Here is a 24,331-nt window from a genome sequence, read left to right on the forward strand (position 1 = left end):
CCAATCCGCAAAAACAAAACCCGCCGAAAAATCGACGGGTTTGTCAGCGGTCTGAGGCGCCTGATCTCTCAGGCGCCTTTCGCATTATGATGCACTGAACGATCAGAACTCTTCCCAGCTGTCCTGCGCCACGGCCGCGGATCCACGCGACGGGGCAACGGTGCGACGGATCGCCGGGGCGCTCACGCGCGAAGGGGCTGCGGCTGCCGGCGCCCGCATCTTTTGCGCGACCGAGGCAAGCGCTGCGGCGTTCCCCGAACCCGAGACATTGAAGCGGGTGGCGAGCGCCTTCAGCGTCTGTGCCTCGTCGTTGAGTGCGACGCTGGCGGCGGTCGCTTCCTCCACCATCGCCGCATTCTGCTGCGTTACCTGGTCCATCTGGTTCATGGCCTGGTTGATTTCCTTCAAGCCGACAGCCTGTTCGCTGGCCGATGCCGAGATCTGCCGGATGAGCTCGTTGATGCCCATCACCTGTTCGGCGATCTTGTGCAGCGTGCCGCCGGCGCGCCCGACGAGATCGACGCCTTCCTTGACCTGGACGGCCGAGGTGTTGATCAGCGTCTTGATTTCCTTGGCGGCATTGGCCGAACGCTGCGCGAGTTCACGCACCTCCTGGGCGACGACGGCAAAACCCTTGCCGGCTTCCCCGGCACGCGCCGCCTCGACACCGGCGTTCAGGGCGAGCAGGTTGGTCTGGAAGGCGATCTCGTCGATGACGCCGATGATCCGCGAAACCTCCGTCGAAGATTGTTCGATCCCTTGCATCGAGGCAATCGCCTTCTGCACCACTTCGCCGGACTTTTCCGCATCCTGGCAGGCGAGGTGGACGTTGTCGGCTGCCGTGCGCGCATTCTCGGCGCTGGAATCGACCTGCGCGGTGAGCTCGTTGAGCGCGGCCGCCGTCTCTTCCAGGCTTGCGGCCTGCTGCTCGGTGCGCTTGGCGAGGTCGGAAGCGCTGTTGCTGATTTCGCCGGTGCCGGAACCGATGTTGGCGACGCTGAGGTTCATCGTGTTGATGGTCTCTTCGAGGCTCGCCAGGGCAGCGTTGAAATCCTGTTTCAGCTTGCCGTATTCACCGGGGAATTCGTCGGTGATGCGGTGGCCGAGATTGCCCTGCGACAGCGCGGAAAGGCCGGCGCCGACGATCGAGACGATATGGCGCTGCAGCGACACCGATTCCTGGCGTTCCGATTCCGAGCGGCTGCGCTCGGTCTCGGCGGCCTGCCGCTGGTCGGCGGCCTCGTGTTCGAGGCGGCGGCTGTCGGCGAGCGTGAAGCGGAAGCCTTCCAGCGCCTTGGCGACCGAACCGACTTCGTCGCTGCGGTCCTGTGCTGCGACCGGTTCGCCATATTGGCCGTCGCTCAGCGCCTTGACGCTGGCGACGAGCCCGCCGAGCGGCCGCTGCACGAAAGAGCGGACCGCGAAATAGAGCGCCAGCATGACGGCGCCAAGCACGATCAGCCCGTTGATGATCATCATGTAGGTCTGGTCTCGCACCGGCGCGTTGATCGCCGTGTGCGGCACGTCGACGAGCACGACCCAGGTGGCGTTGACGCCAGGGACCGCGAACGGATAGACGACGCGATCGAAGGGATCGAGGCCGTCATAGGTGAGGTTCCTGACCAGACCGGGCTGCTTGCTCGACAGCGCCGTCTTGACGATGTCGGTGCCCTCACCATCATATTCCTTGGTCATCAGGTCGGGGATCGGCGCGACGATCCAGTTGCCGGCCTGCGACAGCAGCGTGACGCGGCCCGAACCGAAAGGATGCAGCGCCTGCAGCTTGTCGGTCAGCGACTTCAGCGAAATGTCGACGCCACCGACGCCAATCATCTTGCCGCCCGACATGACCGGATAGGCAATCGAGGTCAGCAGCGTCGGCACGTCTGTTCCCTCAGCCATATAGGGCGTGGTGATCGCGCCCTTGCCACTGTCGGCGGCGAGCTTCCACCATGCGGCGGTATAATCATTGTCGAAGGTCGAATATTGGATGCCGCCGTCCTTGGTCTTCGACCAGTAGGGCGTGAAAGCGCCGTTCTTGTTCGTGCCTTCGTCATTATTGTTGGCGATCTCGGTGGTTTTGCCGTCAAGCGCGCCGAGCTGCTCGCAGAACCAGCTGCCGAAGGCGAAGGCATTCTGCTCGAGATTGGCCTTGAGCACATTGATCATGCCCTTGCGATCGAGCGACTTGCCTTCATGGCCGCGGCCGATGACGCCCGACATGGTGCGCGCGGCACTGGCGAGTTCGCCGACATTGGCGGCGATTTCATTGGCGATCGATTTTGCCTCGAGGTTGGCCTGATCCATTGTCAGCGTCTGGACGCGATCCCGGGTCTGGCCGATGAGGAAAAAGTTCGAAACGATGAGAACAAGCGCAATGGCGATGCCGGTGATGACGATGAGTTTCGCCGCAAGCGATTTCATACGAAAAATGAACATGGGGTCCTCGGGCAAGGATGCGCCGAACGGGCATTCTCCGGCACAGGAGCAAAGGCTCGCCCCATCATGAGGCAGCCGCTTGGACGTCCGGAATCCGAAAGGCGGGAGGCGCCGGCGACCACGAGGAACATCGCCGGAAATCTCTTAAATTTGAATGAAACTCTATCGATCGAGGCCAGGAAAATCGCCGGAACGCCCTGAATTACAGGGAGTTTTGCCGGCGGTTTCGCAAAGAGACGCCCCTATATCCTGTCTGCGACTTCCTCGCTCAAGGGGATCGATGGTTGCGCCCCAGCCTTGAGGCAGGCGAGCGAACCGGCAACCGCTGCACGGCGCAGCGCCGAGACAAAATCGAGGCCGTCGTCGAGGCTGGCAGCGAAATAGCCGCAGAATGTGTCTCCGGCGCCGACCGTATCGACAGGTTCGATCTTGAGACCCTGCGCTCGTGAAATCGCCCCGTCGCGGATGGCGATGACCCCGTCGGCGCCGAGCGTCACGATCAGCGTCTGGCCGGTTTCCGCATGCAGGCGCGCAAGGGCTGCCTCGCGCGCTTGGGCGTCCATGCCCTCCTGTCCGGCGAGCCGCTCGAACTCGGTCTCGTTGGCGATGACGATATCGGCAAGCCGGCCGAGACGCGGCGCATCGGGGATCAGCGGCGCGAGGTTGAGAATGCTGGTGACGCCCTTGGCGCGGGCGGCCGACAGCGCGCGTTCGACGGCAGCAGCCGGTACTTCGAGCTGCAGCATCAGGATATCGCCTTCGTTCATGCGGCCGATCGCCGTCTCGGCATCGGCAGGCGTGACCTGGCCATTGGCGCCGGGAACGACGGCAATCATGTTCTCGCCATCGCCGCCGACAAGGATCAGCGCCGTGCCGGTGGGACCGTCGACATGGTTGATGAGGGAAAGGTCGGTGCCTGCATCATCGAGCAGAGCCAGCGCCTCCGCAGCAAAGGCATCCTTGCCGACGGCGCCGGCCATATGCACGTAGCGGCCGGCGCGGCGCGCTGCCAGCGCCTGGTTGGCGCCCTTGCCGCCGGCGGCCGTGGCAAAGCCGTTGCCGGCCACCGTCTCGCCGGGCTTCGGCAGACGCTCGGTCGTGGCGATGAGATCCATGTTGATGGACCCGAAAACTGTGATCATGAATGTGTCCCGTCTTCTGGAGCATGATGCCGAAAAGTGTGATCGGTTTTCGGATGACATCATGCTCCTAGTGTTTCATGCGGGCGAGACACTGCCCGAAGCGATCACTCCTCGTCAACCACCCGGAGCTTCAGAAGACCGGTGCGGCTTTCCACCGATTTGGCCGGGGCCACGTCGTCGCGGGCGGGGGGTGCATCGCCGCTGCCCGCCTCGAATTCAAGCGCTTCGATCCTGGCGCCGCGCCTGGTGAGCTTGTCGGCTGACGTGACCACCATGTCGATATCCTTCTGCGCCATGGCGAAATGGCCCTGCAGTTTGCGCACCCGCTCGTCGAGGCGGCTAAGGTCGTCCATCAGGATCGCCACTTCACCCTGGATCAGATGCGCCTGGGCCCGCATGCGCTGATCCTTGAGCACGGCCTGGATGACCTGGATCGACAGCATCAGCAGCGACGGCGAGACGATGACGATACGCGCGCGATGCGCCTTCTGCACCACCGGCTCGAAGTGCTCGTGGATCTCGGCGAAGATCGATTCGGATGGCACGAAGAGAAAGGCTGTATCCTGGGTTTCCCCCTGGATCAGATATTTCTCGGAAATGTCCCTTATATGGACCTCCATATCGCGGCGGAATTGCTGGCCGGCAATCTTGCCGGCCTCGGGGCTGCCGGCGTCGCGGATCGCGTTCCAGGCTTCGAGCGGAAATTTCGCGTCGATCACCAGCGGCGGCGCGCCGTTCGGCATGCGAATCGTGCAGTCCGGCCGCGAACCGTTGGAGAGCGTCTGCTGGAAGGTGTAGGCGCCCATCGGCAGACCGTCGGCAACGATCGTTTCCATCCTGGACTGGCCGAAGGCGCCGCGCGTCTGCTTGTTGGACAGAATGGCCTGCAACCCGACGACATCCTTGGCGAGCGTCTGGATATTGTTCTGCGCGGCATCGATGACCGCCAGCCGCTCCTGCAGCCGCTGCAGGTTCTCATGCGTCGATTTGGTCTGCTCGGTGATCGTCGAGCTGACGCGCTGCGACATGCCGTCGAGGCGTTGGCTGATCGTCTGGTTGAGTTCGCTCTGCCGCGCGCCGAAGACCTCGGTCATCGCCGCGATGCGGCCCTGCATCTCCGCCTGGATCTTCAAAAGCTCGGCCATACGCGCTTCGTTTTCCTCAGCACGAAAGCTCGCCTCCTCCGCCTGCTCGCGGCGAAGGCCGGCGCCGCGCAGCAGAAGCACGATCACCAGCAGGGCGAGGGCGGCGAGAACGCCGCCGACAAGCGCCAGCATGGCCGGGCTGATCGAGGCAAGGGAAAGGGCGAGCGATTCGGAATGGATGGTCATGCGGCAAGCATAACAGAAGAAACGGCGATATATAGATCAAAACGTGAACGGAATGGACGACCCGCAATATCCTCGCACGCTATCGCTCTTCCGCGCTCGGGGAGAAGAAATCGCCGTCCGATTTAACGATTGCTCAACCATATTGGCCAAAACCTGCGGCGCAGAAATTCCTTCCCGCGCCGCGCGCCAAGTACAGAGATCTCCATGACCGCCCAGCAGACCGACAATGCCCTCAGGCAGCGCCTCGACTTCATCGAACTGGATGAGGCGGCGCGCAAGTCGATGCGGGATCTGCGCCCTGTCATATCAGAGCTGATCGGCGGCGCCCTTGATAAATTCTACGCCAAGATCGCCAAGACCCCCGCTGTCGCCGGCTTCTTCGCCGATAAGAACCATGTCGGCCATGCCAAGAAGCGCCAGCAGGATCATTGGGCCAATCTCGCCGGCGGCGCATTCGACGAGAGCTATGTCAACGGCGTGACCGCAGTCGGCCGCACCCACGCCCGCATCGGGCTGGAGCCGCGCTGGTATATTGGCGGTTACGCCATCGTCATGTCCGAGCTCGTCAAGGGCATCATGGAGAAGCAGTGGCCGTCGATCTTTGCGCGCCAGCAGGGCAAGGCATTGGCCGAGAAGCTGTCGGCCGTCATCAAGGCCGGCATGCTCGACATGGATTATTCCATCTCGGTCTATCTGGAGACGCTCGAAGCCAAGCGTCGCGCCCTGGAAGAAGAGCGCGCCCAGGCCGAATCCGACCAGGCGATCGCGCTGGAGCAGCTGCGCCGCGGTCTGGAAGCGCTGTCGAAAGGCGATCTCGAAGCCACCCTGCCGTCCGACCTACCGGGCAATTTTAGGCACATGGCCGAGGATTACAACCGCGCCGTCAGGGCGCTAAGCCAGTCCTTCGCCTCCGTACGCGAGACCTCGGGCCATATCATGAGCGGCGCCGACGTTATATCCAATGCGACCAACGATCTGGCGCTGCGCACCGCCCAGCAGGCGGCAGGCGTCGAGGAGAGCTCGGCCGCCCTGCAGCAGCTGTCCGTCAGCGTCGGCCAGACGGCCGCCAATGCCGAGAAGGCTTCGGCCGCCGTGCGCGAGACGCAAGAGAAGGCGAAGAACTCCGGCGAACTCGTCACCAGCGCCGTTTCGGCGATGGCCGGCATCGAGAAATCCTCGACCGGGATCTCCAAGATCATCGGCGTTATCGACGAGATCGCCTTCCAGACCAACCTGCTGGCGCTGAACGCCGGTGTCGAGGCGGCACGCGCCGGTGATGCCGGCAAGGGTTTTGCCGTTGTCGCCCAGGAAGTCCGCCAGCTCGCCCAGCGCACCGCGGAAGCGGCCAAGGAGATCAAGAACCTGATCTCTCAGAGTTCGACCCAGGTCAATCAGGGCGTCGGCATCGTCTCCAGCACCGGTGAGGCGCTGAACGATATGATCAGCCGCATCGATATCATCAACCGTTTCGTCGCCGATATCGCCGCCGCCGCGCGCGATCAGGCGACCGGCGTCAACGAGGTCAGCCTCGCCGTCCGCAACATGGGTGCGATCACCCAGCAGAATTCGGACATGGTCGAGCACTCCTCGGCAGAAACCCGCCGGCTCAAGGACGAGGTGGAGAGCCTGATCGAGCTGCTGCGGCGCTTCCGCGCCCGGCCGGAGGGCCATTCCGCCAGTGCTGCCCGCCGGGCGGCCTGAGGCGAATATGGCGAAATTCCAGGCGGGGATGCAAAAAAGCGTATTCCCCGCCTGCCGGATAATTCCATAGTCGGAAAAGATGGGTTATGGGAACGCCATGACCATCAAGCCACTCATCATTCTTCCCGATCCCGTTCTCCGCCAACTGTCCAAGCCGATCGAGCGGGTGGACTCCGACCTGCAGCGTCTTGCCGACGATATGCTGGAAACCATGTACGACGCGCCGGGCATCGGCCTTGCCGCGATCCAGATCGGCGTGCCGCGCCGCATGCTCGTCATCGACATCTCGCGCGAAGGCGAGGAAAAACAGCCGCAGGTCTTCATAAACCCGGAGATCGTCAAATCCTCCGACGAGCGCTCCGTCTATGAGGAAGGCTGCCTTTCGATTCCGGATTATTATGCCGAGGTCGAGCGCCCGGCCGTTGTCTCGGTCAAATATCTCGACCGCAACGGCAAGGAACAGACCGTGGAAGCCGACGGGCTGCTTGCCACCTGCCTGCAGCACGAGATCGACCACCTGAACGGCGTGCTGTTCATCGACTACATCTCGCGGCTGAAGCGGGAGATGGTGATCAAGAAATTCACCAAGGCGGCGAAGTCCAAGGCGCTCTGACGCTGCGTTGAAAATTCACCGGCGAGGCACTATGATATCACTGATATCATAGTGGAGGCGCCATATGGGTGACTTTCTGATCAGAAACATTTCCGAAGCAATGAAGCGAGACATTGCGGAATCGGCGCAGCGGAGTGGAAACAGCCTTTCCGACGAGGCCAAGGAGCTTTTGCGGGACGCGCTGAAAAGAAAAACCGAAGCAAAGCCCGAGACTTTGTCGGCGTATGAAGCAATACGCGCCGCTTTCGTCAGCGAAAACGCAGTTGACGATGAATTCGCTGCAATCATGGACGAAATCGAGGCCGCGCGGAAAAAGGATTTCGGCCGGCCGTTCGAGGATTTCGAATGATCGTTCTCGATACGAATGTGATTTCCGAGTTCGCCAAGCCATTGCCGAGTGAAAAGGTGAAGGCTTGGATATTGCGGCAGGATGGCTCGAGAATCTGGCTTTGCACGGTCGGTCTGATGGAGCAGATTTACGGGGCCGAAAGGGTTTTCTTGAAGACAGGATCAGACCGCTTCTTTCGCGCGATCGAGAATTTGGTGAAAGGCCAGTTTCGCGATCGTATCGCCGGCTGGGATTTGGAAACGGCCATGGCAACCGGTCGCTTGCGGGCGAAACGCGAAAGCATAGGGCGGCCGATTTCTGTCCAGGATGCCATGATTGCCGCGATCTGCCTTGCAAACGGCGCGACGCTTGCGACCCGCAACACTCGAGATTTCGAGGGGCTTGATCTCAAGCTCGTAAACCCGTTTGAAGACGGTTGATCCTCAATTGGCGAGATAAAATGTCTCTTCGCATCATCTTCATGGGAACCCCGGAGTTCTCGGTCCCGACCCTGCGCCTGCTCGTCGATGCCGGCCACAGGATCGTTGCGGTCTATACGCAGCCGCCGCGGCCGGGTGGGCGGCGCGGCCTGGATCTGCAGAAATCGCCGGTGCATCAGGCGGCCGAACTGCTCGGCCTGCCGGTCTTCACCCCGGTTAATTTCAAGGACCCCGGGGAACGCGAGAGGTTTCGTGGCCTGAATGCCGATGTCGGCGTCGTCGTTGCCTACGGACTGCTGCTGCCGGAAGCAATTTTGAACGGCACCCGCGATGGCTGTTATAACGGTCATGCCTCGCTGTTGCCGCGCTGGCGTGGCGCGGCCCCCATCCAGCGGGCGATCATGGCTGGCGACGCAAAGACCGGCATGATGGTGATGAAGATGGACAAGGGTCTGGATACCGGCGCCGTCGCACTGACCCGCGAGGTCGAAATCGGCCCGGACATGACCGCTGGCGAGCTGCACGACCGGCTGATGCTGGTCGGCGCTAAGGCGATGGCGGAGGCCATGGTGAAACTCGAGATGAACGATCTGCCGCTGACGCCGCAGCCGGAAGACGGCGTGCTTTATGCCGCCAAGATCGACAAGGCCGAGACGCGCATCGATTTTTCCAGGGATGCCAAGGACGTGCACAATCACATCCGCGGCCTGGCGCCGTTTCCGGGGGCCTGGTTCGAGCTCGAAATTGGCGGCAAGCCGGAGCGGGTGAAGGTGCTGGCGTCCGAACGGGCTGAGGGGCAGGGTGCTGCCGGGCAATTGCTGACGGATGATCTCGTGGTCGCCTGCGGCTCGGGCGCGGTGCGGCTCACCAGGCTGCAGAAGGCCGGCGGCAAGCCGCTGGCGGCGTCGGATTTCCTCAGGGGCACGCCGCTTGCGGCTGGCACGAGGCTTTCCTGATGCCGCGTTTCCGCATGACCGTCGAATATGACGGCGGCCCCTATGTCGGCTGGCAGCGGCAGGAGAACGGCCCCTCGGTCCAGAGCGCGATCGAAGCCGCAGTGTTTTCCCTGACCGGCGAGACGGTGTCGGTCCGCGGCGCCGGACGCACCGATTCCGGCGTCCACGCCATGGGGCAGGTGATCCATGCCGACCTTTCGAAGGCGTGGTCGCCCTACCAGCTGCAGAATGCCTTGAATGCGCATCTGAGGCTCGCCGGCGAGCGCGTCTCCATTCTCGACGTCGAGGCGGCTCCCGATTTCTTCGATGCGCGCTTTTCGGCGCTGCGGCGCCATTACCTCTATCGCATCGTCAGCCGCCGGGCGCCGCTGGCGCTTCAAGCCGGCAAGGCCTGGTGGGTGCCGAAGGTGCTCGACCACGAGGTCATGCACGCTGCCGCCCAGAGGCTGGTCGGCAGGCACGATTTTTCCACCTTTCGCGCCGCCCATTGCCAGGCAAACAGCCCGGTGCGCACGCTCGACCGGCTGGATGTGACGCGCAATGGCGAGTTAATCGAGATCCGCGCCACGGCGCAGAGTTTTCTCCACAACCAGATCCGTTCCTTCGCCGGCACGCTGAAGCTCGCCGGCGAAGGCAAGTGGACGCCTGATGATGTCGAGGCAGCGCTTCAGGCGCGCGACCGCAAGGCCTGCGGCCCGGTGGCGCCGCCGGACGGGCTCTATTTCATGCAAGTGGATTATCCCGACGTCATCGTCGACCGTCGCAGACCGGTCACCGATAACGATGACGGCGCCGATGAAAGTGACGATCTATCGTAGGCTTGATCAGGCAGGATAGATGCCGAGGAAGTGCTGCAGATATTCCGAAAGGATCATCGATGGCACGAGCAGCACCAGTGTGAGCGCTCCGACCATCAGCGCGTGACCGTGGCAGATCATCCGGAGAATGCGCGCCAGCACGAAGACCTGCGCCAGCATGAAGGCGAGCAGCAGCAGCGAGACGAGGCCGACGGAGCCGGGCAGGAAGAACACCAGCGCCAGCAACAGCCCGTTGATATAGGAGAGCGGCACGCCGAGCCAGTTGATGCTGACGACGACGGGGGCGAAACGCTCGCCCATGCGAAAAGCAAGCAGCAGCAGCCCGGCAAAGACCAGCGGCACAAACCAGTTGGCGAGTTCGACGAGGCCGAGCCTGAAATAGAAGGCAAAGTCGACATCGGCTTCCGGCGGCATAGAGCGCAGGAAGGCCTGCCGCCACCAGAGCCAGGAAATGCCCATCGGCGGCAGGCACCAGGCCATCGCCCAGAACGAGCGGTTGACGCCGCGCTCGGACATGTCGAGGTAGCGGAAGCCGCGCGCATCCAGCCGGATCAGCAGCCAGAGGCCGGCCAGGTAATATTGAACCTCCCTAAAGCCCGGCATTGGCGAACCAGCGGGCGATGAAGGTTTCATAGATCGCCGTCAGCGTCTCCAGATCGGCGACAGCGACGCGCTCGTCGACCATGTGCATCGTCTGGCCGACGAGGCCGAACTCGACGACCGGGCAATAATCCTTGATGAAGCGCGCATCCGATGTGCCGCCGGTGGTCGAAAGCCGCGGCGATTGGCCGGAAATGCTTTCGACGGCTGAAGACAGCGAGGCGATCAGCGCATTGTTGCGCGTCAGGAAAACATGGCTCGGCCGGTCGGCCCAGACGATATCGTATTTCACCGGGTCGCGGCCCGGCCGCAGCGCGCCGTCCCGGGCAGCGGCGTCAAGACGGCGCAGGATTTCGGCACGCAGTGTTTCGACGGTCCAACTGTCGTTGAAGCGGATGTTGAAACTCGCCGACGCCTTGGCCGGAATGACATTGGTCGCCGGGTTGCCGACATCGACCGTGGTCACTTCGAGGTTCGATGGCTGGAAATCGTCGGTGCCGCCGTCAAACGGCGGGTTCATCAGCGCCTGAGTCAGTTGCAGCATGCCGCGCACCGGATTGTCGGCAAGGTGCGGATAGGCGGCATGGCCCTGCACGCCGTGAACGGTGATCCTGCCCGACAGCGAGCCGCGCCGGCCGATCTTGATCATGTCGCCGAGCCTGTCCGGATTGGTCGGCTCCCCGACCAGGCAGGCATCCCAGCGCTCGCCGCGTTCGGCTGCCCATTGCAGCAGCTTGATCGTGCCGTTGATCGCCGGACCTTCTTCGTCGCCGGTAATCAGGAAGGAAATCGAGCCCTTGGGCTGCCCGTTTTTCTCGATATGGCGAGCGACCGCGGCGACGAAAGAGGCGATGCCGCCCTTCATGTCGACGGCACCGCGGCCGAAAAGTTCGCCCTTCGAAATCTGGGCCTCAAAGGGCGGATGCGTCCAGGCGGCTTCGTCGCCGACCGGCACGACATCGGTATGGCCGGCAAACATCAGGTGCGGGCCGTCCTTGCCCAGACGGGCATAGAGGTTTTCGATGTCAGGTGTTCCCTCTTCGCTCGCCTTCACTCTGTCGACCGTAAAGCCGAGCGGCGCAAGCATCGCCTCCAGCGCCGACAGCGCGCCGCCTTCGGCGGGCGTCACGGACGGGCAGCGAATCAGCGTCTGAAGATTGGCGACGGGGTCGGTAGCGGTCATGGTGGTCGAACTATCCGGCGGGAATGGCAAAGACATGGCAAGGCGGGGCCGCCTCGCGTAAAAGACGCCGTCTGTTTACCGGATCAACGTCCCGGTGTCATCAATCTCTAAGCAGCTCGTTGATGCCGGTCTTCGAGCGGGTCTTTTCATCGACGCGCTTGACGATGACGGCGCAGTAGAGATGCGGCGCCGGTTGGCCGTTGCCCATCGTCGCATTGCCCGACGGCATCGAGCCGGCGACGACGACGGAATAGGGCGGCACTTCGCCGTAGGTCACCTCGCCGGTGGCGCGGTCGACGATCTTGGTCGACTTGCCGATAAAGACGCCCATGCCGAGCACCGAGCCTTCGCGGATGATGCAGCCTTCGACCACCTCGGAACGGGCGCCGATGAAGCAATTGTCCTCAATGATCGTCGGGCCGGCCTGCATCGGCTCCAAGACGCCGCCAATGCCGACGCCGCCGGAGAGATGCACATGCTTGCCGATCTGCGCGCAGGAGCCGACCGTTGCCCAGGTATCGACCATCGTGCCTTCGCCGACATAGGCGCCGAGATTGACGAAGGAAGGCATCAGGATGGCGTTCGGGGCGATGTAAGCCGAGCGGCGCACGACGCAGTTCGGCACGGCGCGGAAGCCGGCGGCGCGGAAGTGGTTCTCGCCCCAGTTTTCGAATTTCGAAGGAACCTTGTCCCACCAGGTCGAGTTGCCCGAACCGCCCTTGACCACGTCCATGTCGTTGAGGCGGAAGGACAAGAGCACAGCCTTCTTCAGCCACTGATTGACCGTCCAGGCGCCGTCGGAGCTGCGTTCGGCGACGCGGACCTTGCCGGCATCGAGCAAATCGAGCGCTGATTCGACCGCATCGCGAACCTCGCCCTTCGTCGACGTGTTCACATTGTCGCGATTGTCGAAGGCGGCTTCGATGATCTTTTCGAGGGATGCGAGGTCGGTGGCGCTCATGAGAATTCCTTAAACTTCGATCTTTATCGTGGAGACGGCGGGGTCTCCGGAATTGCGGTTGGCGGGGGTCAATCCTGCTCTACAGTATGAACCCGTAGAACGGAATGATTTTTCCGACAAGATCATATCTGGATTCAAGGCGTTATAGCGACATATCCGGTTTCGAAGCCGGCAATACTGAAAGGCATTTCGACATGGCGAAGGGACGAAACGGCGGTTCGCGGCGCAAGGATGGCGTATGGGACCCGCTGAAGAGCAGCTCGACCGACAGGCAGCGCGCCGAAGCCGTGCCGAAGACGCCGCAGACGCTATCGCCTGCCTACCGCCTTGCCTATGTCGACGAGGATTTCCTCTGCCGCGAGGAATTGCGGCCGATCCGCCTGCAGCTGGAGTTGTTGAAGACGGAGATGATGCTGACCGAACGCGGCATCAAGTCGACCGTCGTCATGTTCGGCGGCGCCCGCATTCCCGCCCCCGGCCAGAGCGCCTGGGCAGCCCGCAACGATATCCAGCGCGTCAACCTGGAGGCGGCCTCCGTCTACTATGACGAGGCGCGCAAATTCGCCCGGCTCTGCTCGAAATATTCGGCCACCTTGAATTTCCACGAATATGTCATCGTCACCGGCGGCGGCCCCGGGGTGATGGAGGCGGGCAATCGCGGCGCGGCCGACGAGGGCGCACCTTCGATCGGCCTCAACATCGTACTGCCGCACGAGCAGGCGCCGAACGCCTATGTGACGCCGGAACTCAGCTTCAACTTCCACTATTTCGCCATCCGCAAGATGCACTTCATGGTGCGCGCCAAGGCGATCGCGGTCTTTCCCGGTGGCTTCGGCACGCTTGACGAATTCTTCGAATGCCTGACGCTGATCCAGACCGGCCGCATGGAGCGCCTGCCGCTGATCCTCTTCGGGGAGTCGTTCTGGAGGAGGATCATCAATTTCGAGGCATTGGCCGAATTCGGCACGATCGCGCCTGACGACGTCAAGCTGATCAGCTTCGTCGATACGGCAGAAGCGGCATGGAAGATCGTGCAGGATTTCTACGAACACCGCGAGTAAGGGCTCAAGCGCGCGCTTCGGCCGAACGACGCGCATTCATAATTCCCCCGCTCCTTCCCGCGGAGCAGGAATGGAGCGGGAGGAACGGTTCGTCCGGCCTTACAGAAGCGGCCGGTCCGGCATGTCGTCGATCGAGATGACGCCGTCCTTGTTGCGGTCCATTCGCGCAAACAGCTTGTCGAAGGCGGCTTCGGCTTCCTGTTTGGAGATCTGGCCGTTCTGGTCTGTGTCGATCCGTTGCATCATCAGCGAGGCGCGCATGAAGTTGCCGCCATGGCGCATCCAGCGATGTCCGTCACGACCGTCGTGGCCGTCGCGCGGCGGCCGTTCCTGGTCATTGTTGTCGGCGGTTTCAGGCGCCGTGGGTGCGGCGTTCGCATCCTTGTTTTCGCCGGCTTCCTGCTTGCGCTGATCTCTCATCGCCTGCATCTGCGTTTTCCGGTACTCACGGATTTCGCCCGGTGTCAGCGAACCGTCCTTGTTGGTGTCGATCGCAGCGAAGATCTTGTCGATACCGGCGGTCGCCTCGTCCTTGGAGATCTGTCCGTCCTTGTTCGTGTCGAACTGCTTCAGCATGCGGACATAGGTGATTTCGCGGAAGGCAGCAGGCCCCGGACCGTGCATGCCGGGGTGCTGACGCGGGCCGTCACCGGGTGCGGCAAAAACTGCCCCGGCGGCTGCGCCGAAGATGAGGGTGGAGGAAAGCGCTGCCAGTATCAGCTTGTTGCGGTACATCGTGTTTGCCTTTCGTAAGGTGTCCCCTCACGAAAGAAGCTATGGCAGCAGGCCCGAAAGACCCAGTTAAACATCGGTAAGCTGAATGAAAACTTCGTAATGCTTCAGCCGATAATCTTGCGGAGAAAAGCGGCGAGATCGTCGGTGACGAAATCGATATGATCCTCCTCGCCGCTGGTCTTTTCCCACCATTCGACGACCGTCTCTTCCAGATTGCGCGGCACGAGCAGTACGGTCTGCATGCCGAGCGCCTTCGGTACCGTCAGGTTGCGCGGCAGATCCTCGAACATGGCCGCCTTGGTGGTTTCGACCCGCTTCAACGCCGTGAACTTGTCGTAGGTCGCCTGCGCCGGCTTCGGCACGTAGTCGGCGGCGACGATATCGAAGATGTCGTCGAAATGCTCGAGGATGCCGAGCGCCTCCGCCGTCATTTCGGCATGCTTGACGCTGCCATTGGTGAAGATGAATTTGCGCCCCGGCAGCGCCTTGATCGCCTCGCCAAGTTCCGGCTGCGGCGTCAGCGCCGTGTAGTCGATTGCATGCGCCTTTTCGAGGAAATCGTTCGGGTCGATGCCATGATGGATCATCAGGCCCTGCAGCGTCGTGCCATGGTCGAGGTAATATTGCTTCTGCAGCTTGCGCGCCTCTTCCCGCTCCATCTGCAAGAGCGCCGCGACATAGGCGGTCATGTTCTTGTCGATCTGCGCGAAGAGATTGACATGATGCGGATAGAGCGTGTTGTCGAGGTCGAAGACCCAGTCGGTGACGTGCTCGAAATCGGTTTTATCAGGCGTGCGGTCGATCTTGGTCATGGCGGTCTTATGGCATGGCTGCTGTGGGAAACCAAAGGCTTTTGGCTCCCAGCTCAGCCTGACATCGGCTTCCGCAAAAATGCCGTCAGATTTTCACAACTTTAAGAGGATTTTGTCTGAATATTGCCATTGATCGCTGGTGACTTTCTGCCTGCGTCAGACAGGGGGACCCGCAATGGGTAAAGTCGCATGAAGATCGTTCTGATCAATCCGCCGCATACGGCGATCGGCAGTCGCATTCCCGATGATCACCTTCCACCGCTCGGCCTTCTTTCGGTCGGCGGCCCGCTGATCGACGACGGTCATATCGTCAGTCTCATCGATGCCGAGTTCGGACCGATGACGATAGCGGAGATTGTCAGCCGTGTGGTGGCCAGTGGCCCCGATTTGGTGCTGATCGGCCATTCCGGCTCGACCTCGGCCCATCCCACCGCCCGCGCGATCGCAGAGGCGGTCAAGCACAGCGATGCTGCTATCCGCATTGTGTATGGCGGTGTCTTCCCAACCTATCACTGGCGGGAGGCGATGGCCGAGACCGAGGCATTCGATATCCTCGTGCGCGGCGAAGGCGAGGAAACGATGCGGCGGCTTGCCTGCACCCTGGCGACGGGCCGCCCGCTCGCAACCGTTCCCGGCATCGCCTTTCGCGATGGCGATGGCGAAATCCTGGCAACACAGCCGGCGCAGGCGATCGCCGATCTCGATGCCTATCGCGTCGGCTGGGAGCTGATCGATCATCGCCACTACAGTTATTGGGGCGGCAAGCGCGCTGTCGTCATGCAGTTTTCGCGCGGCTGTCCGCATCTTTGCAACTACTGTGGCCAGCGCGGTTTCTGGACCCGCTGGCGTCACCGCTCGCCGGAACTGTTTGCCCGCGAGATCGCCAGGCTTTATCGCGAAGAGGGTGTGGAACTTATCAATCTCGCCGACGAGAATCCGACCTCCTCGCGAAAGGCGTGGCTCGCTTTTCTCGAAGCGATGATCACCGAGAACGTGCCGGTGCAGATCGTCGGATCGACACGGGCCGATGATATCGTCCGCGATGCCGATATCCTGCATCTCTACCGCAAAGCGGGTGTCGTGCGCTGGTTGATCGGTATGGAAAACACCGACGAGGCAACCTTGACGCTGATCAAGAAGGGCGGAGCCAAGACAACCGACAGGGAGGCGATCCGCCTTCTGCGCCAACACGACATCCTCTCCATGGCGACCTGGGTCGTCGGTTTCGAGGAGGAGAAGCTGAGCCATCTCTGGCGCGGCTTCCGGCAATTGCTTTCCTATGATCCCGACCAGATCCAGGCGCTCTATGTGACGCCACATCGCTGGACGCCCTTCTTCCGTATCGCCCGCGATCGACAGGTCATCGAAACCGACGTCCGTAAATGGGACTACAAGCATCAGGTACTGAAGATGCGGCACCTCAACCCGATCGTGCTGGTCGCCTGCGTTAAGCTCATCGAGGTGGCGGTCCAGGCGCGGCCGAAGGCACTGCTGCGCATACTCTTCCATCGCGATCGCCAGCAGCGCCACTCCATGCGCTGGTATACCCAGATGGGTCGCCGCGTCTGGTTTCACGAGATCCTCGAATTTCTCTTCCGCCGCCGCCATCTCAAGGATGGCCCGACGCTCGAGAATTTCTGGGGCGCGCCGCAGGATGCAGAGGAGGAATCGATGCTGCGCCCGCAACGGCATGTGAAAAGCCTCGACGCGGCGGAATAAAATAGACGCCCGATTTTCGGCGGACGGCGCAGGCACGGAATGCTAGAAAGCGGTCATGCTTTTCGAACGCCCCGATGATGATACGCTCTATGACGCCCTGATCGCGCGCAGTGCCGATTATGAGGGTCAGGCCTATGTCTGCGTCAAGACGACAGGTATCTTCTGCCGTCTGACCTGCCCGGCGCGCAAGCCGAGGCGGGAAAATACCATCTTTTTCGACACGATCGCCGCCTGCATGCATTCCGGTTTCCGCCCCTGCCAGCGCTGCAGGCCGCTGGAGCAGCCGGGCAGGGAGTCGATCGTCGACGAACTGCTTGCCGCACTGGACCGCGAGCCGCAGCTGCGCTGGACCGAGGATGAGCTCATGCGCAGGGGCCATGACCCCTCGACCGTGCGCCGCGCCTTCAAACGCGGGCTCGGCGTGACCTTCCACGATATCGTCCGTTATCGCCGGCTGGGCGAGGCGGCCCGGCAACTGGCCGATGGCGCGCGCGTCATCGATGCGCAGCTCGAGGCGGGATATGACTCCCCAAGTGGTTTCCGGACGGCTTTTCAGCGGCTCGTCGGCAAAGCGCCGGCGCTGTCGCAGAACCGCGAACTGCTCTCTGCCGACTGGTTCGACACCCCGCTCGGGCCGATGGTAGCGGTTGCCGACAAGACGCATCTCCACCTTCTCGAATTCCACGACCGTAAGGCACTGCCGACCGAGCTCGAGGCGCTGCAGAAGCGCGTCCGCTCCTCGGTCGCGATCGGCCGCACGCCGGCGATCGACCAGATCGAGGCAGAAATCCGGGATTATTTCGAAGGGCGGCTGACCGTCTTCAGGACGCCGTTGGCCCTTGGTGGCACACCCTTCGAAAAACATGTCTGGGCAAAACTCATGGAGATTCCTGCCGGCCAGACGCGCGCCTATGGCGATCTCGCCAGGGAAATGGAAAGGCCGGAGGTCGTGCGTGCCGTCGGCCGCGCCAACGGCGCCAACCAGCTCGCCATCATCGTGCCCTGCCATCGCATCCTCGGCGTGGATGGTTCGCTGACCGGCTATGGCGGCGGGCTCTGGCGCAAGCAATGGCTGCTGCGGCATGAAGAGAAGATCAGAGCACAAGCACCTAACCAAGCACCTAACATGGAGGAGACGGCATGAACCAGACTGAAAAGGCCGAGCTGTTCGGCACGCTGCACCAGAAGGGCAACCCCGTTGTTCTCTACAATATCTGGGATGCCGGCACGGCGAGGGCGGTCGCCGATGCCGGCGCCAAGGCGCTTGCCACGGGAAGCTGGTCGGTCGCCGCTGCCCATGGTTATGCCGACGGCGAGAAGCTGTCGATGTCGGTGCTGGTCGAGACGGCGAAATCCATCACCGCTGTCATCGACCTGCCGCTTTCGGTCGATTTCGAAGGCGCCTATTCGGCTGAGCCTGAGGGTGCGGCGGCCAACGTCGCCAAGCTGGTGGAGGTTGGCGCCGTCGGCATCAATTTCGAGGATCAGGTGGTCGGCGGCGGCGGGCTTTATCCGGCCGAGAGGCAGGCGGCCCGCATACGCGCCATTCGCGCCATGGCCGAAGGCAAGAATATCCCCTTCTTCATCAATGCCCGCACCGATCTCTTCCTGGCCGAGAGCGATCTTTCCAAACATGCCGGTCTGGTGGACGAGGCGATCGAGCGCGGCCGGGCCTATGCGGCGGCCGGCGGCAGCGGCTTCTTCGTGCCTGGCTTGATCGATCCCGCCTTGATCGAGAAGATCTGCGCCGCATCGCCGCTGCCGGTCAACATCATGATGCGGACAGGCGCCCCGGATGTGAAAACTCTGGCAAAGCTCGGCGTCGGCCGCGTCAGTTATGGTCCGGGGCCTTACCGGTCGATGATGGAAAAGCTGAAACAGGAGGCGGCGGCGATTTATAGCCTGCTCTGACGTCGAAAGTCCGAGGGCCGCAGATCTCGTGCGAAAGGCTGCGGCCCCGGAATGAAATCCCGTTCCGCTCAGGAACGGAAGCGCAGATTCCGTCGCGTCAGCTGGCTGACCGAGGTGCAGCCCATCAGCTTCATGCCGCGCTCGATCTCGGTGCGCATCGTCTCCAGCGCCCGTTCGACGCCGGGCTGTCCGGCAGCGGCAAGCGGGAAGAGATAGTAGCGCCCGAGCCCGACGGCCTTCGCCCCCAGCGACAATGCCTTGAGAACATGCGTTCCCCGCTGCACACCGCCATCCATCATCACGTCGATCCGGTCGCCCACGGCGTCGACGATCTCGGCCAGCTGGTCGAATGCGCTGCGCGAGCCGTCGAGCTGGCGCCCGCCATGATTGGAAAGCACGATACCGCTGCAGCCGATCTCGGCCGCGCGCTTAGCGTCTTCGACCGACATGATGCCCTTCAGGCAGAATGGCCCGCCCCATTCGCGCACCATCTCCGCCACGTCGTCCCACGACATCGAGGGGTCCAGCATCTCGGTGAAGTATCGGCTGATCGACAGCGCGCCGCCGTCCATCTTGACGTGGTTTTCGAGCTGCGGCAGTCGGAAGCGCTCATGCGTTAGCCAGTCGATTGCCCAGGAAGGCTTGATCGCGAACTGGGTCATGCCGGCAAGATTGAGCTTGAAGGGAATGGCAAAGCCGGTGCGCTTGTCGCGCTCGCGGTTGCCGCCGGTGATGCTGTCGACCGTCAGCATCATCGCCTGCACGCCGGCATTTTTCGCTCGCGCCATCATCTCGCGGTTGAGGCCGCGGTCCTTGTGGAAATAGAACTGATAGACCTGCGGCCCGTTGCTGATCTGTCTCGCTTCCTCCAGGCTGATCGTGCCGAGCGAGGAGACGCCGAACATCGTGCCGTGTTTTGCTGCCGCCGCCGCGACCGCCCGCTCCCCCTGGTGGTGAAAAAGGCGCTGCAACGCCGTCGGTGAGCAATAGACCGGCATTGCGAGCTTCTGCCCCATGACGGTCACCGACATGTCGACCTCGGCCACACCGCGCAAAACGTCAGGCACCAGATCGCAAGCCTCGAAGGCCGCTGTATTGCGCCGGTACGTCACCTCGTCATCGGCACCGCCGTCGATATAGTCGAATATCGGCCCGGGAAGACGCCGTTTGGCCATGCGCCGGAAATCGTGAAAATTATAGCAGTCTGTCAGGCGCATTTGTTTCCTCGATACCCTGTTCCCGTGTGAGGAAGATCCGCCCTTCGTGGTGAAGGGCGCAGCCTCGCTCAGGGGACGATCAGCGTTCCGACGCCGTGCTCGGTGAAGATCTCGAGCAGGACGGAATGGGCGGTCTTGCCGTTCAGGATGACGACACCCTGCACGCCGGCCTTGATCGCATCGATGCAGGTCTCGACCTTCGGGATCATGCCGCCCGAAATCGTACCGTTGGCGATCAGCGCATGCGCTTCGGCGACGGAAAGCTCCTTGAGGAGCTGGCCGTTCTTGTCGAGCACGCCCGGCACATCGGTGAGGAACAGCAGCCGGGTGGCGTTCAGCGCGCCGGCAATGGCGCCGGCGAAGGTATCGGCGTTGATATTGTAGGTGGCGCCGTCGCGGCCAGGCGCCACGGGCGCGATGACCGGGATCATCTCGGAGCGGGCGAGCAGATCGAGCAGCGTGCGGTCGACCTCGACCACTTCGCCGACGAAACCGAGATCGAGCACGCGCTCGATGTTCGAATCCGGATCCTTCACGGTCTTGCGCGCCTTTTCGGCGAAGACCATGTTGCCGTCCTTGCCGCAAAGGCCGATCGCCCATTCGCCGGTCTGGTTGATGAGGGCGACGATTTCCTTGTTGATCGAGCCGGCGAGCACCATTTCGACGATCTCGACCGTCTTCTGGTCGGTGACGCGAAGCCCGCCCTCGAATTTCGATTCGATGCCCATCTTGCTCAGCATGGCGCCGATCTGCGGGCCGCCGCCGTGAACGACGATCGGGTTGACGCCGGATTGCTTCAAGAGTGCGATGTCGCTGGCGAAGGCCTTGCCGAGCTCGGGATTGCCCATGGCGTGGCCACCATATTTCACGACAATCGTCTTGTTCTCGTAACGCTGCATGAAGGGCAGTGCCTTGGCCAGAAGCCGTGCCTGCATTTCGCTTTCGGTTTCGTTCATGGGAACCCCGCAGAATTGTTCGCGGCCTTTTATCGTAAGTTTCTGACAGAGGGAATAATCCAGAGGGCAATAGTTTTTCGTATCTGGCGCGAAGCCGGCGGCCGCTACCGTCCGGCGCACGCAAGCTTGAGATGAGGAACGGCATGCAAGGCGATGAGATTGCAGACCTGATCGGCCGCGTCGCATTGAGCGATCGCAGGGCCTTCGTTGCCCTTTACAACCAGACTGGGCCGAAACTTTTTGCGATCTGCCTGCGTATCTTGAAGGATCGCTCGGAAGCCGAAGAGGTCCTGCAGGAAGTCTATATCAGCATCTGGCAGCGCGCTCGCAGCTTCTCCGTCGCTTCGGGTTCGTCCGCGGCCTGGCTCGCGTCGATTGCCCGCAACCGGTCGATCGACGCGCTGCGGGCGCGCAAGCCCGTCGCCGACGAATTGGATACGGTCTATGATCTTGCCGATGCCGGACCAGACCCGGAAAGACAGACGATGACAAAGGATGAAGGAAGGCGGATTGACACCTGCATGGAAGAGTTGGAAGCTGATCGCGCGGTCGCGGTGAAACGGGCTTATGTCGAAGGGCTGAGCTATCAGGAGCTGGCCGATCAGTTTGGTGTCCCGCTGAACACGATGCGGACCTGGCTCAGGCGCAGCCTCTTGAAACTGAGAGAGTGCATGGAACGATGACATCGCCCGACAAAAGCAAGGGAGACCGCTCCCGCGACGAGGTTCTCGCCGGCGAATATGTGCTTGGCGTCCTATCGATGCAGGACCGTCGGGTGGTCGAAGAGCGGATGCGCCACGACCGGCCCTTCGCTGCGATCGTCAGCCGCTGGGAAACCAACCTCTCCGCCTTCAACGACGAGTATGAAGGTGTCGCTCCGAACCGGGAAACCTTCAAGCAGATCGAGGCGCGGCTTTTCGGCGATGGCCAAAAGCCTGCATCCTTTTCGCAAGGGCTTTGGAATTCCGCCGTTTTCTGGCGCTCGCTGAGCTTCGCCTGCGTCGTCGTCGCCGTCAGCGCCGTCATCTTCGCCTCCGGCGTGGTGCCGCAGCCGCAGGGGCCGGCACCGCTGGTGGCTTCGCTTTCAGGCCAGAACAGCACCATCAATCTTCTCGCCTCCTACGAGCTGCAGAGCGGCCGGCTGAAGATCGTGCCGGTCGCGGCCGGCAAGCCGGAGGAGAAATCGCTGGAACTCTGGCTGGTGCCGGGCAGCGGCCTGCCGAAATCGCTCGGCGTCTTCCAGCCGGGCGAAAGCGGCGAACTCGTCATTCCCGCCGATCTGCGCAGCCAGGTCGCCGATGGCGCAACACTTGCCGTCAGCCTCGAACCCTTCGGCGGCTCGCCGACCGGCCAGGCGACCGGCCCGGTGATCGCAAGCGGCCCCCTGCGCCGACCATAATCTGGGTCGGCCATAAATCATTTTCTCCTGCCTGAAACTCTTCCGCGCGGCCCTCCGTAGTTCGAAATGTCCGGACGACGCTCAGGCATAAAGCCCGCGGATGGTGTCCGGTGAGGAGAAAATCATGATCAAGTCCGTATTGCGCGGCTTCGCGCTCGCCGCTCTCATGTCCGCTGTCGCCTTTGCCGCCGCGAAAAACCCGGTGGTTGGCGGTGCTGCGATGTTCGATAGCAAGAACATCATCGAGAACGCCGTGAATTCAAAGGATCACACGACGTTGGTCGCAGCCGTCAAGGCCGCCGGCCTGGTCGGCACGCTCGAGGGCAAGGGTCCTTTCACCGTCTTCGCGCCGACCAACGAAGCTTTCGCCGCGCTGCCGAAAGGCACCGTCGATACGCTGCTGAAGCCGGAAAACAAGGCGACGCTGACCAAGGTTCTGACCTGCCACGTCGTCGCCGCCGATGCCATGGCCAAGACCGTTGCCAAGATGATCAAGGATGACGGCGGCGAGCACGACATCAAGACCGTCGGCGGCTGTGTGCTGAAAGCCAAGGAAAGCATGGGTAAGATCACGCTGACCGATGAAAACGGCGGTGTCTCCCATGTGACGATCGCCGACGTCAAACAATCGAACGGCGTCATCCACGTTGTCGACAAGGTGCTGCTGCCGAAGATGTAAGCCCGCTCGTATCGGCAGACGCATTGGGGCGCTCTTTGGGGCGCCCCAAACACAGATTGATGAGGTGGCTAGCGCATAACCCCGAAAATCGGAATCGATTTTCGGAAAGGATTATGCGCAGATTCAAAGTGATAGAGCGTCCTTAGCGCGTCTGAAAAGACGCGCGGCGCTCTATCGGGCCGCTTCAGCTCTCGGGAAGACGAGGGTGACACTCATGCCGGTATCGGGGGACGAGGTGACTTCAACCTCGGCGCGGGCGTTCTGTTTCAGCGACTGTACGATCATCGCGCTGAGCTTCCCGGGCTGCGGCCAGGTCACGTCTTGGGGAAGACCGACCCCGTTATCAGCAACGGTAATTCTGCACCCGGTATCGCTGACGACACAGCGAAACGTGATTTCGCCGCCATCGCGCCCCACGAAAGCATGCTTCAGCGTATTGGTGAGGAGTTCGTTGATGACGAGGCCGGCCGGCATGGCGACATCGACGGAAACCGGCCAGGTATCGACCTTCATGTCCAGCCGGATCCCTTCCACGGCATGGGCCGCCATCACAGAAGCGGCAATCTGGCTCACATAGGTGCCAAGATCGACAGTGGCGCCTTTCTCTTCGTCCGACAGCGAGCGATAGAGCAGGGCCAAGGCTTCGATCCGCCCCGCAAGCCGTGCAAATCTTTCGCTTTCCTCATTCTGTTGAGCATTGCGCGCCTCCATTCGGATGAGCGCCGTGATCATCTGGAGATTGTTCTTCACGCGATGCTGTAGTTCCCGCAGAAGGACATCTTTCTCCGTCAGCAGTTCGCTGAAGCTCTCGGCGGCCGTCGCCTCATTGCGGGCAGCAAAGGCCACCAATCGGAAAAGCGGCGTGTCATCATCGTCGACGATCGTATTCGACCAGACATCGATGATGACGCTGCTCTCGGCCTCGGCCACCAGCGAGAAGGCACCAATATATTCCTCAGCAGAGGTCACAGCTGCCGTGAGCGGCACCTCTCCGGAGACGGCGGTGGAATTCAATTCAATGTCCGGCCAGGGTTTCCCCTGGACCTCGGTTGCCCCAAGCGCCGTCAGCCGTTCGAATTCGAGGTTGACGTAAATCAGCGGCTCGTTCCCACCGAGTTCGGAGACAGCCACCGCGAATGGCACATGATCGAGAAAGTGTCGAAACCGGTCATCATCAAGGGCTTCGGCAAGATGGGGCAAGTTGCCGACGCCTTCCGGCGAAATCGGCTGGTCTTTGCTATCGGTCATCAAATATTACTCGTGGACGCGGCTGCTCCCGCACAGCAGGAGAACTAGCGTTGCTTTAAAAGCTGCGGGGACGCAAGCGCAA

At 62.1% G+C, this 24,331-nt stretch carries 24 protein-coding genes; 13 read left to right on the forward strand and 11 right to left on the reverse strand.

Annotated elements, in window-relative coordinates:
• Positions 1–102: 102 nt before the first annotated feature.
• From C3Y91_RS29040 to C3Y91_RS29050, 3 genes are all read right to left on the reverse strand, one after another.
• Complete coding sequence (locus C3Y91_RS29040) at positions 103–2,439, reverse strand: methyl-accepting chemotaxis protein (protein ID WP_024323859.1); 2,337 nt, start codon at positions 2,437–2,439, stop codon at positions 103–105.
• A gap of 242 nt (positions 2,440–2,681) precedes the next feature.
• Positions 2,682–3,581: a ribokinase gene (locus tag C3Y91_RS29045; protein WP_018485352.1), complete on the reverse strand. Its 900-nt coding sequence runs from the start codon at positions 3,579–3,581 to the stop codon at positions 2,682–2,684.
• Between the two features lie 104 nt (positions 3,582–3,685).
• The gene (locus C3Y91_RS29050) at positions 3,686–4,912 is read right to left on the reverse strand and encodes a DNA recombination protein RmuC (RefSeq protein ID WP_168576102.1); all 1,227 of its coding nucleotides are present in this window, start codon (positions 4,910–4,912) and stop codon (positions 3,686–3,688) included.
• Positions 4,913–5,116: 204 nt separating this feature from the next.
• Between C3Y91_RS29050 and C3Y91_RS29055 the strand changes: the two genes are divergently transcribed.
• The 6 genes from C3Y91_RS29055 (at position 5,117) to truA (ending at position 9,768) form a co-directional block, all read left to right on the forward strand.
• Positions 5,117–6,613 (forward strand): globin-coupled sensor protein, encoded by a 1,497-nt coding sequence (locus tag C3Y91_RS29055; RefSeq protein ID WP_024323861.1) that lies wholly within the window; start codon positions 5,117–5,119, stop codon positions 6,611–6,613.
• Positions 6,614–6,710: 97 nt separating this feature from the next.
• On the forward strand, positions 6,711–7,226 hold the full coding sequence (def, locus tag C3Y91_RS29060; protein WP_020397424.1) for a peptide deformylase: 516 nt from the start codon (positions 6,711–6,713) through the stop codon (positions 7,224–7,226).
• 64 nt (positions 7,227–7,290) lie between these two features.
• On the forward strand, positions 7,291–7,575 hold the full coding sequence (locus tag C3Y91_RS29065; RefSeq protein ID WP_018070090.1) for a plasmid stabilization protein: 285 nt from the start codon (positions 7,291–7,293) through the stop codon (positions 7,573–7,575).
• A complete protein-coding gene (locus C3Y91_RS29070; RefSeq protein WP_033179430.1) occupies positions 7,572–7,994 on the forward strand; it encodes a type II toxin-antitoxin system VapC family toxin in 423 nt (140 codons plus the stop codon). The genes C3Y91_RS29065 and C3Y91_RS29070 overlap by 4 nt, the downstream gene beginning before the upstream one ends.
• A 20-nt stretch (positions 7,995–8,014) precedes the next feature.
• Positions 8,015–8,950, forward strand: a complete 936-nt coding sequence (gene fmt, locus C3Y91_RS29075; protein ID WP_130763166.1) for a methionyl-tRNA formyltransferase — start codon at positions 8,015–8,017, stop codon at positions 8,948–8,950.
• On the forward strand, positions 8,950–9,768 hold the full coding sequence (gene truA, locus C3Y91_RS29080) for a tRNA pseudouridine(38-40) synthase TruA (RefSeq protein WP_130685820.1): 819 nt from the start codon (positions 8,950–8,952) through the stop codon (positions 9,766–9,768). The genes fmt and truA overlap by 1 nt, the downstream gene beginning before the upstream one ends.
• 6 nt (positions 9,769–9,774) lie before the next feature.
• Here the strand turns inward: truA and C3Y91_RS29085 are convergent, their stop codons facing one another.
• The 3 genes from C3Y91_RS29085 to dapD form a co-directional block, all read right to left on the reverse strand.
• Positions 9,775–10,371, reverse strand: coding sequence for a hypothetical protein (locus C3Y91_RS29085; protein WP_130663962.1), 597 nt, complete (start codon positions 10,369–10,371; stop codon positions 9,775–9,777).
• Positions 10,358–11,551: a succinyl-diaminopimelate desuccinylase gene (gene dapE / locus C3Y91_RS29090; protein WP_168576103.1), complete on the reverse strand. Its 1,194-nt coding sequence runs from the start codon at positions 11,549–11,551 to the stop codon at positions 10,358–10,360. The genes C3Y91_RS29085 and dapE overlap by 14 nt, the downstream gene beginning before the upstream one ends.
• 100 nt (positions 11,552–11,651) lie before the next feature.
• The gene (gene dapD / locus C3Y91_RS29095) at positions 11,652–12,512 is read right to left on the reverse strand and encodes a 2,3,4,5-tetrahydropyridine-2,6-dicarboxylate N-succinyltransferase (protein ID WP_018068718.1); all 861 of its coding nucleotides are present in this window, start codon (positions 12,510–12,512) and stop codon (positions 11,652–11,654) included.
• 194 nt (positions 12,513–12,706) lie between these two features.
• On the opposite strand from dapD, the gene C3Y91_RS29100 reads away from it, so the two are divergent.
• Entirely contained in the window at positions 12,707–13,573 is an 867-nt protein-coding gene (locus tag C3Y91_RS29100; RefSeq protein WP_024323867.1) for an LOG family protein, read from the forward strand.
• A gap of 99 nt (positions 13,574–13,672) precedes the next feature.
• Here the strand turns inward: C3Y91_RS29100 and C3Y91_RS29105 are convergent, their stop codons facing one another.
• Together C3Y91_RS29105 and C3Y91_RS29110 are read right to left on the reverse strand one after the other, a co-directional pair.
• Positions 13,673–14,308 (reverse strand): EF-hand domain-containing protein, encoded by a 636-nt coding sequence (locus C3Y91_RS29105; protein WP_168576104.1) that lies wholly within the window; start codon positions 14,306–14,308, stop codon positions 13,673–13,675.
• A 104-nt stretch (positions 14,309–14,412) separates the two neighbouring features.
• Positions 14,413–15,120: a pyrimidine 5'-nucleotidase gene (locus tag C3Y91_RS29110; RefSeq protein WP_018068721.1), complete on the reverse strand. Its 708-nt coding sequence runs from the start codon at positions 15,118–15,120 to the stop codon at positions 14,413–14,415.
• A gap of 189 nt (positions 15,121–15,309) precedes the next feature.
• Here C3Y91_RS29110 and bchE point away from each other — a divergent pair, with 189 nt between their 5' ends.
• From bchE to C3Y91_RS29125, 3 genes are read left to right on the forward strand one after another with little or no spacing between them, the layout of a single operon-like run.
• On the forward strand, positions 15,310–16,839 hold the full coding sequence (gene bchE, locus C3Y91_RS29115) for a magnesium-protoporphyrin IX monomethyl ester anaerobic oxidative cyclase (protein ID WP_018068722.1): 1,530 nt from the start codon (positions 15,310–15,312) through the stop codon (positions 16,837–16,839).
• A 55-nt stretch (positions 16,840–16,894) separates the two neighbouring features.
• Positions 16,895–17,983: a bifunctional transcriptional activator/DNA repair enzyme AdaA gene (locus C3Y91_RS29120; RefSeq protein WP_168576105.1), complete on the forward strand. Its 1,089-nt coding sequence runs from the start codon at positions 16,895–16,897 to the stop codon at positions 17,981–17,983.
• Positions 17,980–18,750, forward strand: a complete 771-nt coding sequence (locus C3Y91_RS29125; RefSeq protein WP_130663968.1) for an isocitrate lyase/PEP mutase family protein — start codon at positions 17,980–17,982, stop codon at positions 18,748–18,750. The genes C3Y91_RS29120 and C3Y91_RS29125 overlap by 4 nt, the downstream gene beginning before the upstream one ends.
• A gap of 68 nt (positions 18,751–18,818) precedes the next feature.
• Here C3Y91_RS29125 and C3Y91_RS29130 read toward each other — a convergent pair whose 3' ends face one another.
• Together C3Y91_RS29130 and argB are read right to left on the reverse strand one after the other, a co-directional pair.
• The gene (locus C3Y91_RS29130) at positions 18,819–19,967 is read right to left on the reverse strand and encodes an alpha-hydroxy acid oxidase (protein ID WP_018068725.1); all 1,149 of its coding nucleotides are present in this window, start codon (positions 19,965–19,967) and stop codon (positions 18,819–18,821) included.
• A gap of 68 nt (positions 19,968–20,035) precedes the next feature.
• Positions 20,036–20,923, reverse strand: coding sequence for an acetylglutamate kinase (argB, locus tag C3Y91_RS29135; RefSeq protein WP_168576106.1), 888 nt, complete (start codon positions 20,921–20,923; stop codon positions 20,036–20,038).
• Between the two features lie 143 nt (positions 20,924–21,066).
• On the opposite strand from argB, the gene C3Y91_RS29140 reads away from it, so the two are divergent.
• The 3 genes from C3Y91_RS29140 (at position 21,067) to C3Y91_RS29150 (ending at position 23,001) form a co-directional block, all read left to right on the forward strand.
• Positions 21,067–21,606: a sigma-70 family RNA polymerase sigma factor gene (locus C3Y91_RS29140; RefSeq protein ID WP_130656311.1), complete on the forward strand. Its 540-nt coding sequence runs from the start codon at positions 21,067–21,069 to the stop codon at positions 21,604–21,606.
• Positions 21,603–22,322, forward strand: coding sequence for an anti-sigma factor (locus C3Y91_RS29145; protein WP_130656310.1), 720 nt, complete (start codon positions 21,603–21,605; stop codon positions 22,320–22,322). Before C3Y91_RS29140 ends, C3Y91_RS29145 begins: the two co-directional genes overlap by 4 nt.
• 124 nt (positions 22,323–22,446) lie before the next feature.
• Positions 22,447–23,001, forward strand: a complete 555-nt coding sequence (locus C3Y91_RS29150) for a fasciclin domain-containing protein (protein WP_018068729.1) — start codon at positions 22,447–22,449, stop codon at positions 22,999–23,001.
• Between the two features lie 171 nt (positions 23,002–23,172).
• Here C3Y91_RS29150 and C3Y91_RS29155 read toward each other — a convergent pair whose 3' ends face one another.
• A complete protein-coding gene (locus tag C3Y91_RS29155; protein WP_168576107.1) occupies positions 23,173–24,249 on the reverse strand; it encodes a sensor histidine kinase in 1,077 nt (358 codons plus the stop codon).
• Positions 24,250–24,331: the final 82 nt, after the last annotated feature.

This window comes from Rhizobium ruizarguesonis, assembly GCF_012349115.1.
Taxonomy (GTDB): domain Bacteria; phylum Pseudomonadota; class Alphaproteobacteria; order Rhizobiales; family Rhizobiaceae; genus Rhizobium; species Rhizobium ruizarguesonis.